We start from the raw sequence: 11623 nt of genomic DNA, 5'->3' as shown, positions 1-11623 counted from the left end.
CCGGGGGGGGGCCCCCCGGCGAAACCCTTGGCGCACCGGGGGAACCCCGCCGGAGAACCACCCGGCATCCCGGGCAGGGAGTCGGCCCCCCCCGAGGCCCCGCCTCCCCCCCCCGCCGCGCCAAGAGCGAGCGCCCCCACCCCACCCGCAGCGCCAATGACCGGCCCGGTGCGCAACGTCGTGCTGGTTCATGGCGCGTTCGTCGACGGGTCAAGCTGGAACGGTGTCGTCGCGAAGTTGCAGCAGAAGGGCTATCACGTGAGTTCGGTGCAGAACCCGCTCACGTCGCTCGCCGACGATGTCGCGGCCACCCGCCGCGTCCTCGCGCGCCAGAATGGCCCGACCATCCTGGTGGGCCACTCGTGGGGCGGCGTCGTGATCACGGAAGCCGGCGCGAACGCACCGAACGTCGCGGGCCTCGTCTACGTGGCGGCAATTGCGCCGGACCTGCATGAATCGACGATGGATCTGATGAAGCGCGCGGCGCCGATGCCCTCGGGTCAGGACATCGTAGCGGACCCGACGGGTTTCCTGTGGCTCGACCGCACCAAGTATCACGCCGACTTAGCAGCCGACGTGCCCGAGAATCTGACGCGCGTGCTCTCCGCCGCGCAAGTCCCAATCGCCGCAACGGCCTTCAGCGAAACGGTCAGCCAGGTAGCGTGGAAAGAAAAGCCGTCGTGGTACGTGCTGACCACCAAGGACCGCGCCGTGTCACCCGATGTCGAAAAATTCATGGCAGAGCGGATGAAGGCGAAGATCGTGCCGATCGCATCGAGCCATCTCGTGACGGTGTCGCACGCGGGTGCGGTTGCGGATGCGATTGATCGCGCAGCGCGGGAGTTGAGCCGGCAACAGTAACGGCTCAGCGCAGCATGAACGACATCGCCGACAGGCAGTTCAGCATGCGCACCGCGTGTTCCGCGGACTCCGCGCCAAAGCGCAACGTGACGGCGTCGACGCGCGTGAGCGTTGGCCATTGGCAAAACAGATCGGCAAGCGCGGTCGTTTGCACACGCAATTCGCATTCGACGGGCTTCGCAGCAGCGCGCGTGGCGTGCGGCGCATGACCCTTGTCGATGTAATGCCGCACCACTTCGCGCGCGGCACTTTCAATCGCATCACGGGCGCTCGCCGGCGTTTGCGTCACGCCGCTCGCATGCCCCGTCGCGCTCTTGGTGACGACGAAACGCGCGCCGGGAAAACGCGGCGCGGTTTCCTCGGCGAATACATCGTCGCCGGATAAAAGCGCGACCTGTGCGCCATATTCTTCCGCCAGCGCTCCATACAATCCGGCCTCGCCGACTTCGACGCCGTTCAGCGAAATACGCGCGAACGCGAAGCTGTTGATCGTATGCGAGAGAATGCCGTGCGTTTGCGACCTGGCGTGATAGCCGATCATGAACACCAGCGCCGCGCCGTATTCGAGGCCGGCCATCATGCCGAGCGTACGCGGTTTGCCGAGCACCACCTGGGCGCGTGCATCGAGCAGATCGGGCAGCAGATTGCGGAAACCGCCGTGCGAATCGTTGACCCACACGTGCGTCGCGCCACCTGCGAATGCGCCTTCGATCGCGGCGTTGGCTTCGAGCGTCATCCAGCGGCGCGCGGCCTCGTATTCGCCGTTGCCCGCGCGCGTTTGCTCGGGATGGAACACGCCGGCTACGCCTTCGATGTCGGCGGAAATCAGGACTTTCATCGGGGAGATTGCTTGAGAAGTTGAGCGAGGTCGGGGGCGGCGTCGTGCAGCGATAGACGACGATGGCCGTCGCGGCCCGTGACGGAAGTCGCGCTCCACAAAGCATCAACGATCGCTTGCTCGACGCTGTCCGCGCAGGCACGGAATAGCGGGTCGAGGCGTGCATCCGCGAGCACGGGCGGCAGCGCGACGAAGTCGGATTCGTGCGGCACGGTGTAGGCCGTTGAAAATGCCAACGCGATATCGCCGCTGCCGTGGCCGTACACCGAACCGGTTCGTGCGAGACCAGCCGCGGCGCGCAATGACAGACGCTTGAGCTGGCGAGCGTCGAGCGGCGCGTCGTTGGCGACGATCATGATGATCGAGCCGTGCTCGGGTTTCGAGGCGGTCGCTGGGATGGCAGGGTTCGCCGAGGCCGCTGAATTCGCTGGATGCACTAAGGCCGCCGAGCTTGCTGCGTCAGCTTCGGCTGCGCGTTCGGCCAGCACGCGACCGACCGGAGTGCCGTCGATCGTCAACATCGGCAGGCGGCCGAAGTTCGCCAGCACCAGTGCGCCGACCGTATAGCGCTGCCCTGCTACGTCGACCACGCGCGATGCATTGCCGATTCCGCCTTTCAGATCGAAGCACGACATGCCGCGGCCTGCGCCGACCGAACCGCTCGCGACGTCAACGCTTGCCGCTTCGCACGCATCGTTGTAATGCCGTTCGCTTACCGCCAAAGCCTGAATATCGTTCAGGTATCCATCATGACATTCGAACACCAACGGATTGACCGTCGACCATTCGCGTCCGATTTGCGGATTGGCCTGAATTGCAGCACGAATCTGTGCTTGTGCGACCGCAGCGACGCCGAAGGTATTGGTCAACGCAATCGGCGTTTCCAGCACGCCGAGTTCTTCGACTTGCACAAGCCCGATGCTTTTACCAAATCCGTTGATCACCGAAGCCGCCGCAGGCACCTTGTTCAGAAAAGGATCGCCAGGATGCGGACGAATCACGGTCACGCCGGTCTGCACAGCGTCTTCATCCAGCGTGCAATGTCCTACCGTCACGCTGTCTACGTCGGCAATCGTCCCACGCGGGCCGCTCGGCAACACGCCAATATGCGGCGCGTTTCCACAGGCAGTGTCAGTCAGACTCATGGCCGGTCGAGCTTCGGATCGAGCGCATCGCGCAAACCGTCGCCGAGCAGATTGAATGCCAGCACGGTGAGAAAAATCGCCAGACTCGGAAACAGCGCGATATGCGGCGCGGTGACCATATCGGCACGCGCTTCGTTGAGCATCGCGCCCCACTCCGGCGTCGGCGGTTGCGCGCCGAGTCCGAGAAACGACAAGCTCGCCGCCGTGATGATCGACGTACCGATGCGCATCGTGAAGTACACGACGATCGACGAAATCGTCCCTGGCAGAATATGCCGCATGATGATGGTCCAATCCGAAGCGCCAATGCTGCGCGCCGCTTCGATATACGTGAGTTGCTTGAGCATCAGCGTATTGCCGCGCACGAGCCGCGCAAACGCTGGGATGCTGAAAATCGCCACCGCACAGATCACATTGATCATGCCGTTGCCGAGAATCGCAACCACGCCGATCGCCAGCAGAATGCCGGGGAAGGCGAACAGCACATCGGCGACACGCATCGTGATGCGGTCCCACCAGCCTTCGTAGTACCCGGCCAGCAAACCGAAGAACGTACCGATCACCGCACCGACCGCCACCGACAAAAAACCGGCCTCGAGCGAAATACGCGAACCCGCCAGGATGCGGCTGAAAATATCGCGGCCCAGCGAATCGACGCCAAACCAATGCGCGGCCGAGGGCCCCGCGTTCAACGCGTCGTAGTCGAAGAAATTCTCCGGATCGTACGGCACGATATGCGGCGCGAGAATTGCGACCAGGACCAGCAGCAGCACAAAAATGCCGGCGCCGAGCGCCACATGTTGCTTACGGAATTTGCGCCAGAATTCACTCCACGGCGTGCGGACCGCGCTTTCTACGAGCGCGGCCTTGGCCGCATTCGCCTCGGTGACTGAGATGCTCATGCGGGCCTCACTTGAAACGGATGGTCGGGTTGATGACGGCGTACAGCACGTCCACAACCAGGTTGATGATGATGAATTCAAGCGAGAACAACAGCACTTCAGCCTGAATCACCGGATAGTCTCGCATCGCCACGGCATCCACCAGCAGGCGTCCAAGGCCCGGCCAGTTGAACACCACTTCGACCACGATCGAGCCGCCCAGCAGAAAGCCGAATTGCAGTCCCATCATCGTGATGACAGGAATCATCGCGTTGCGCAGGCAGTGTTTGACGATCACGAGCCATTCGGGCACACCCTTGGCGCGCGCGGTGCGCACGAAATCTTCGTTCATCACTTCGACGAACGAAGCACGCGTGAAGCGCGCCATCACCGCCGCCACGGCCGCGCCGAGCGTGAGCGACGGCAACACGTAGCTCTGCCACGAACCGTCGCCGACGATCGGCAGCCAGCCGAGCTTCACCGAAAAGATCTCCATCAGCAGCATGCCGAGCGCGAACGCTGGAAACGAAATGCCCGACACCGCGAGCGTCATGCCGAGCCGGTCCGGCCAGCGATTGCGCCACACCGCCGAGACGATGCCGATGCCCATGCCGAGCACCACCGCCCACACCATGCTCGCGAGCGTGAGCAACAGCGTCGGCATGAAGCGCTCGCTGATTTCCTGGCTGACCGGCCGCTTGCTGCGCGCGGACGTGCCGAAGTTGCCGTGCGCGATCTTCACAAAGAAGTTGGCGAATTGCTGCGGCATCGGCTTATCGAGGCCGAGATCGGCACGCACCAGCGCGACGGTCGCTTCGTCCGCTTCGGGACCGGCCGCGAGGCGCGCCGGATCGCCGGGCAACAGATGCACGAACAGGAACACCAGCACGGCGACGATGAAGAGCGTCGGCAGCAGTCCAAAGATACGTTTGACGAGGAAGTTCAGCATGAAACCAATCCGGCAATGATGCGGGCAACGAAGAATCGTCAGAAAGCGGCCGCCCGGCCGGCGCGTTCGTTTGGAACACGCCACGCCGAGCGGTCAGCTCATCACTTGATCGCGATCTCGTCGAAATTGAACGAGCCGTCCGGCGCGACATAAGCACCCGACAAGCGCTTGCTACGCGCATACACGACCTTTTCCTTGACGAGGAAAATCCACGGCGCGTCGGCCCAGATGCGTTTTTGCGCATCGGTGTAGAGCTCGCCCTTCTTGGTGCGGTCGGTGGTTTCGAGCGCCTGCTTCAGATCGCTGTCGACGGCGTCGTTCTTGTAGTAAGCGGTATTGACCATCTTCGGCGGGAACGAGACCGACCCGAGCAGCGGCGTAATCGCCCAGTCCGCTTCGCCCGTCGACGACGACCAGCCTGCGTAGTACATCCGCACCGGCGCGGTCGCCGGGTCCTGCGCGCTTTCCACCTTCGCGACGCGTTGACCCGCTTCGAGCGCTTCAACCTGCGCCTTGATGCCGACTTGTGCCAGTTGCTGCTGCACGAACTGAATCACCTTTTGCGCGGTCGAGTAGTTATACGCGGACCACAGCGTCGTTTCGAATCCGTTCGGATATCCTGCTTCCTTCAGCAGTTCACGTGCCTTCGCCGGATCGTATGGCCAGGGGCCGAGCTTCACGGCGTAATCCACGCCTTGCGGCACCACGCCGTCAGCCGGCGTCGCGTAACCGGCGAACACAACCTTCGTCAGCGCGTCCTTGTTGACCGCATAGTTCAGCGCTTCACGCACCTTCGGATTGTCGAACGGCTTCTGGTTGACGTTCAGGCTGATATAGCGCTGGATGATCGACGGCGACGCGATCAGATCGACCTTCGGGCTCGACTGCAATTGTGCCGCCTGTTCGAACGGCACCTGGAATGCGAAGTCCGCTTCGCCGGTGCGCATCAATGCAGCGCGCGTGTTGTTGTCGACCACCGGCTTCCAGTCGATGGCATCGACCTTCGGATAGCCCTTCTTCCAGTAGCCGGCGAATTTCTTCACCGTCAGGTCGCCTGCCGGGTCCCACTTCACCAGTTCGAACGGACCCGTGCCGACCGGATGGAACGCGATGTCCTTGCCGTACTTCTTCAGCGCGTCAGGCGAAATCATGACCGCCGACGGATGCGCCAGCACGTTGACGAACGCCGAGAACGGCGCCTTCAGCGTGATCTTCACCGTGTACGGATCGACCACTTCAGTCTTCTCGATACGGTTGAACATGTTGTAGCGCTTGAGCTTGTTTGCCGGATCGGTCACGCGGTCGAAGTTCGCTTTGACCGCGGCTGCATTGAAGTCGGTGCCGTCCTGGAACTTCACGCCGTGGCGCAGCTTGAACGTGTAGACCTTGGCATCCGGACTCGCTTCGTAGCTATCGGCCAGCACGTTGACCAGCTTCATGTCTTTGTCGAAACCGAACAGGCCTTGATAGAACGACTTGGCGACGGCTTGCGACAGCGTGTCGTTCGCGTCGTACGGATCGAGCGTCGTGAAGGTCGACGCAACGGCCATCACGGCCGTCGTGTCGGCGTGCGCCACATTGCCCGCGAGCATCGCGAACACCACCGCGCCGCCGCTGACCAGCGCGCGCAAACGAAACGGAGAAGACGGGACCAGCAGGTTCATGAGGTTGGCTCCAGGCTGCTAATTGAAACAGGGTTATGTGCTGCGAGAGAAAATTGCTTTGCTTTGTTTTGCTTCAGGTCTGGCACTTCGTTCAGGTCTGCGTTCGGGCTAGCGTTCGCGTCTAGTAAGCCCCGCCGACCCGATGCTGAGCCACGAAATGATCCGGTCCAACCGCAATCAGCGGCGCCACGATCGGTTCGTCGTTCAGCGCGCGGATCGGGCTCGGGATTTCATCGGCGGCGAGCATGCGTTTCGCGTGACGGCGCGCCGGATCGGCGACCGGCACCGCGCCCATCAGCTTCTTCGTATAGGGATGCTGCGGCGCTTCGAACACCGCGCGGCGCGGGCCGATCTCGACGATCTGGCCGAGATACATCACCGCCACGCGATGGCTGACGCGCTCCACCACCGCCATGTCATGCGAAATGAACAGATACGCGACGCCGAGCTCGCGTTGCAGATCGAGCATCAGGTTGACGATCTGCGCCTGCACGGAGACGTCCAGTGCGGAGACGGATTCGTCGGCGATCACGACTTTCGGATTCAATGCCAGAGCACGCGCAATCGCAATACGTTGCCGTTGCCCACCGGAAAATTCGTGCGGATAGCGGCGCGCGGCTTCGGGCGGCAAGCCGACTTTTTCGAGCAGCCACGCAACGCGCGCCTGTGCTTCGGCGCCTTGAGCGACGCCGTGCACGAGCAGCGGCTCCATGATCGAGAAGCCGACCGTCAAACGCGGATTCAACGAGGCGAACGGGTCCTGGAAAATGAACTGGATATCGCGGCGCAGTGCTTGCAATGCAGGGCCTGTGAGTGAGCTGATTTCCTTGCCATCAAATTCGATCAAGCCGCTCTGGCTCTCGACCAGCCGCAGCAATGAACGACCCGTTGTCGATTTACCGCAGCCCGATTCTCCGACCAACGCGAGCGTCTCGCCCGGACGCAGATCGAAGCTGACTTTCTCAACCGCATGCACGCGACCCGTCAAGCGTCCGAACACGCCGCTCTTGACTGGAAAGCGCGTGACCAGATCGCGCACGCGCAGAATCGGCGGCGTGCTGTCGTGAATCAACGGTTGCGATTCTTCGGCGACGGCTGCAGCGGGACGCACGGCTCCATCGGTGCCATTCAAGGCCGCCTGCTCGACGGTCAGAATCGGAAACTTGGCGGGCTGATCGGTGCCCTCCATTGCGCCAAGGCGCGGAACCGCAGCAAGCAACGCCTTCGTATAAGGATGAGAAGGCGCGCCAAACAGCGCATCCGAAGCACCCTCTTCCACTTTCTCGCCGCGATACATCACCAGCACGCGATCGGCCACCTCGGCCACCACGCCCATGTCGTGCGTGATGAAGATCACGCCCATGTTCATCTCGTCCTGCAGGCCGCGAATCAATTGCAGAATCTGCGCCTGGATCGTTACGTCGAGCGCGGTGGTCGGCTCGTCGGCAATCAACAGAGCGGGCTTGCACGACAGCGCCATCGCGATCATTACGCGTTGGCGCATGCCGCCGGATAGCTGATGCGGAAAACGTGCGGCCACCCGGCGCGCTTCCGGAATGCGCACGAGTTCGAGCAGACACAGCGTTTCGGCGTGCGCGGCAGAACGGCTTTTCCCCTGATGCAAGGCAATCGCTTCACTGATCTGATCGCCAACCGTGAACACCGGATTGAGCGAGGTCATCGGCTCCTGGAAGATCATCGCGATGTCGGCGCCGCGAATCGAACGCATCGTGCCCGACGACGCTTTCGCGAGGTCGAGCACGCTGCCGTCGCGGCGCCGGAAGGCGATGCTGCCGCCGGCAAGGCGCCCACCGCCATGCTCGACCAGCCGCATCAAGGCGAGCGATGTCACCGATTTGCCCGAACCCGATTCGCCGACGATCGCCAGCGTCTCACCACGCTCGACCGTCAGCGAGAGATTGCGCACCGCGTTGAAAGTCCTGTCGCCGCTGCGAAATGCGACCGACAGATCGTCGACCGCAAGCACGCGTTGCGGCGGCAACGTTTCAATAAGCGGGCGGGCGGTGTGCGATGAAGTCGGCACGATGATTCCTTTTATTTCGGACGCGGCTAACGGTGGTTCAAGCGAAGTTTCAAGCGGTAGTTCAAGCGACTGCGCAGCAGGACAGCATCAGCGATAGATCGCCGTCACCGGCGTCTCGCCGATCCGCGCGAATCCGCGATACATGCCCTCGGTATTGAACGGCAGCGTGACGTTGCCGCGTGCATCGACGGCGACCAGACCGCCGCGTCCGTCGATCTTCGGCAAACGGTTCATCACCACGTCGTGCGCCGCTTCTTCGAGCGAGACGTTGCGGTACGCCATCTGCGCCGCGACGTCGTACGCAGCCACCATGCGCATGAACATCTCGCCCGAGCCGGTGGTAGAAACCGCGCAGGTTGCGTCGTCCGCATAGCAGCCCGCGCCGATCAGCGGCGTATCGCCGACCCGGCCGACCTGTTTGTTGGTGACACCGCCCGTCGAGGTGGCAGCGGCCACGTGGCCACGCTGATCGAGCGCGACCGCTCCGACCGTGCCGAACTTGCGATTCGGATCGATCGGCTCGTGCGGCGTGGGATCGTCATTTTTCGAGGCCAGCGTCGCACCGTCGTGATCGAGCATGGCGCGCTGCTGACCGCGCGCGAGTTGCCATTGGCGATGACGCGCTTCAGTATGGAAATACTCGGGCTCGACGAATTCGAGTCCTTGCGCGGCTGCGAAGGCTTCCGCGCCTTCGCCCGTGAACAGCACGTGTTCGCTGCGTTCGAGTACGCGGCGCGCCGCCAGAATCGGATTGCGTACGCGTGTCACGCAGCAGATCGCGCCGGCGTCCAGCGTGCTGCCGTCCATGATGGCGGCGTCGAGTTCATGCGTGCCGGCTGCCGTGTAGACCGCGCCACGGCCCGCGTTGAAGAGCGGGCAGTCTTCGAGCAGACGCACGGCTTCGCTGACGGCGTCGAGCGCGCTGCCGCCGTCGGCGAGGACGCGCTGTCCGGCGCTCAGCACGGCATGCAAAGCAGCGTGATAGTCGGCTTCGGCGCTGGCCGACATCGACGCGCGCAGGATCGTGCCTGCCCCGCCGTGAATGGCAATGACTGCGTTGGTGTTCATTTTTTGGCTTTGGTAGTGCGAGTGGTACGGGTAGAAGCGCGCACGGGCTGCTCGCTTGTGCCGGCGGCCGCGGCTTGCGGATCGGTGAGCCACGGCAGCACGAATTCGGTGACCTCGGCGGCGGCCTTCACCGAGCGCTTCGCCCGGTAGGCGACCGCGTCGCACAGCGCTTCGATAACGGCCAGCACGGCCGCATCGGCATTGGCCGCGAGCCGCCGCTCGGAGCGGATATAAAGCGAGAGATCGGCGAATTGCGCGAGCGGCGAGTGCGGGCCGTCGGTCAGCGCCAGCACGCGTGCCCCGCGACTGGCCGCGCGCCGCGCGAGTTCGATCGTGTCTTCGACGTAACGCGGAAACGCAATCCCGATCACCAGATCGCCTTCATTCGATGCGAACAGACGCCGCGCGGCATGCGACGGCCCGCCAACGAACGCGAGCGACTGCACGTTGTCGTGATACGGCATCAGGCCGTGCTCCATCAGGCCTGCGAGGAACGCGCTCGACCCGGCGCCGAGCACGAAGACGCGACGCGCGGAGATGATCGCTTCTACGGCGGCCTCGGCGGCGGCGCTGTCGATCGCTGAGCGGGTGGATTGCAGATTGTTTGCGGCCTGTTCGAGCGACGCGTCAATCAGATCGTCGCCGGAAGCGAGCGATTCCTGCGCGCTACGCAACCGCTCGACCGGTGCGAGCGTCGCTTCGAAGCCGCGTACAAGCGCTTCGCGAAACTGCGGATAACCGTCGAAGCCGAGCGCGCGAGCGAAGCGATTCGCCGTTGCCACCGACGCACCGACCACGCTCGCCAGTTCGTCGATCCGCATGGTCGCCGCGCGAAACAGATTCGCCAGCACGTAGTCGCCCATGCGCCGATGGATCGGCGTGAGGGTCGGCATCGCTGCGGCGATGCGCGCGGCGATGGCCTGCTCGGCGGGGTTCGGTGCAACGGACGAGTGATGGATCATGCGAGCAAGGCAGCCTGGTAACTATCCCCCAAGGGGACTTCCTTCGGGGCGCCCCCCAAAAGGACTTCCTTCGGGGCGTAAGCAAAATGAATGAAAGTATATTTACATAGAAATCCTGTAGAAAAAAATTCATTTTCATTTTTGAGGGTTTTCACGGATGCCAGCAGGCACGTCGACACGCAACGTGCGCCGTCCGATGAAAACCGGATTTCATTGCGCGACTGCTGCGCCTTCGGGAATGTCCGCGAGCCGCGCCGCCGGCGACATAACGATGATCAGCGCCTGCACGAGGAAGGCCGCAGCCGCCGCGACCAGACAGGCGTCCATCCCCCAGCGCGCGCTGATCGCCGCACCGAGCAACGCGCCCAGCGGCCGCGCGCCATAGGTCGCGGTGCTGTTGAGCGCCGACACGCAGCCCATCATCCGTTCAGGCGTGATCGCCTGCCGCAGCGTGGTCGAACCCACCACCCACAGAATCGGCCCGGCGCCGAGCAAAAAGAAGCTCAGCATCGCCAGCCAGAACGACGGCGCGACGATCGTCGCCACCATCACGAACGAGGCAAGCAAACCGCATGACGGTCCGATGATCAGCACGCGACCGAACGCGAGGCGCCGCGCGATGGCAGGTGCGGCGAGCGCGCCGCACACCATGCCGACGCCGTACGCGCCGAGCGTCACACCGACCATCGACGCGCTCAATCCCAAACGATGCACGGCGTAAGGCACATACACCGCTTGCAGCACGAAGAAACCAAGGTTGAAGAAGATCGCGGTGGCGAGCATCGGACGCAGCAGCGCGTCGCGCAGCACGAAGCGCGTACCGTCACGCAGTTCCAGCAGAAAGTGACGCTGGGAAGCGGCCGCTCGCGGCGGTTCGCACAGTCCCGCGAGCAATGCGGCGGCCAGCGCCGATAGCCCGGCCGCGCAGCCATACGCCCACCCCGCGCCGATCCAGCCGACCAGCAGCCCACCGAGCGCCGGCCCCGCCGAATACGCGACGCTGCGCGCCAGTTCGAGCCGGCCGTTGGCCTGGGCGTACGCCTCGCGCGGCACGATCGAGGGCACCAGCGAAGGCGCCGCGACGTTGTAGGCAACGGTGCCGGTCGCGGCAATGAAGCCGAGCGCGGCGAGCAGCGGCAAGCTCAGCGAATGCGTCATGACAAGCAGCAGCACGCACAGCATCGCGACCACGCGCACGCTTTCCGCGAGGG

The 11623-nt window shown here is 63.7% G+C and carries 10 protein-coding genes; 1 reads left to right on the top strand and 9 read right to left on the bottom strand.

Translation table 11 applies throughout. From position 1 onward, the window contains the following. The first annotated feature begins 66 nt into the window (after window positions 1-66). Window positions 67-861 carry an alpha/beta fold hydrolase gene (locus GNZ13_RS19150; RefSeq protein ID WP_172167154.1) on the top strand — a complete coding sequence of 265 codons (795 nt, stop codon included), beginning with the start codon at window positions 67-69 and terminating at the stop codon, window positions 859-861. A 4-nt stretch (window positions 862-865) separates the two neighbouring features. On the opposite strand, the gene GNZ13_RS19145 is transcribed toward GNZ13_RS19150, so the two are convergent. The 9 genes from GNZ13_RS19145 to GNZ13_RS19105 form a co-directional block, all read right to left on the bottom strand. Continuing rightward, on the bottom strand, window positions 866-1699 hold the full coding sequence (locus tag GNZ13_RS19145) for a M55 family metallopeptidase (RefSeq protein ID WP_172167152.1): 834 nt from the start codon (window positions 1697-1699) through the stop codon (window positions 866-868). Next, on the bottom strand, window positions 1696-2844 hold the full coding sequence (locus tag GNZ13_RS19140; protein ID WP_172167150.1) for a DmpA family aminopeptidase: 1149 nt from the start codon (window positions 2842-2844) through the stop codon (window positions 1696-1698). Before GNZ13_RS19140 ends, GNZ13_RS19145 begins: the two co-directional genes overlap by 4 nt. Further along, the gene (gene gsiD, locus GNZ13_RS19135; protein ID WP_172167148.1) at window positions 2841-3746 is read right to left on the bottom strand and encodes a glutathione ABC transporter permease GsiD; all 906 of its coding nucleotides are present in this window, start codon (window positions 3744-3746) and stop codon (window positions 2841-2843) included. Before gsiD ends, GNZ13_RS19140 begins: the two co-directional genes overlap by 4 nt. A 7-nt stretch (window positions 3747-3753) precedes the next feature. Further along, window positions 3754-4674: a glutathione ABC transporter permease GsiC gene (gene gsiC, locus GNZ13_RS19130; protein WP_172167147.1), complete on the bottom strand. Its 921-nt coding sequence runs from the start codon at window positions 4672-4674 to the stop codon at window positions 3754-3756. 101 nt (window positions 4675-4775) lie between these two features. After that, window positions 4776-6338 (bottom strand): glutathione ABC transporter substrate-binding protein GsiB, encoded by a 1563-nt coding sequence (gsiB, locus tag GNZ13_RS19125; RefSeq protein ID WP_172167145.1) that lies wholly within the window; start codon window positions 6336-6338, stop codon window positions 4776-4778. A gap of 121 nt (window positions 6339-6459) precedes the next feature. After that, window positions 6460-8382, bottom strand: coding sequence for a dipeptide ABC transporter ATP-binding protein (locus tag GNZ13_RS19120; protein WP_172167143.1), 1923 nt, complete (start codon window positions 8380-8382; stop codon window positions 6460-6462). A gap of 87 nt (window positions 8383-8469) precedes the next feature. Next, window positions 8470-9450 carry an isoaspartyl peptidase/L-asparaginase family protein gene (locus GNZ13_RS19115; RefSeq protein ID WP_172167141.1) on the bottom strand — a complete coding sequence of 327 codons (981 nt, stop codon included), beginning with the start codon at window positions 9448-9450 and terminating at the stop codon, window positions 8470-8472. Then, a complete protein-coding gene (locus tag GNZ13_RS19110) occupies window positions 9447-10412 on the bottom strand; it encodes a MurR/RpiR family transcriptional regulator (protein WP_172167139.1) in 966 nt (321 codons plus the stop codon). Before GNZ13_RS19110 ends, GNZ13_RS19115 begins: the two co-directional genes overlap by 4 nt. A gap of 210 nt (window positions 10413-10622) precedes the next feature. Then, window positions 10623-11623: MFS transporter (locus GNZ13_RS19105; protein WP_172167138.1), on the bottom strand; the 1001-nt coding region annotated here is incomplete at its 5' end.

It is taken from the genome of Paraburkholderia elongata, from assembly GCF_013177735.1.
In the GTDB taxonomy this organism is placed as follows: domain Bacteria; phylum Pseudomonadota; class Gammaproteobacteria; order Burkholderiales; family Burkholderiaceae; genus Paraburkholderia; species Paraburkholderia elongata.
Note: the sequence above shows the minus strand (reverse complement) of the source record. Positions and strands in the feature narration are given on the sequence as shown.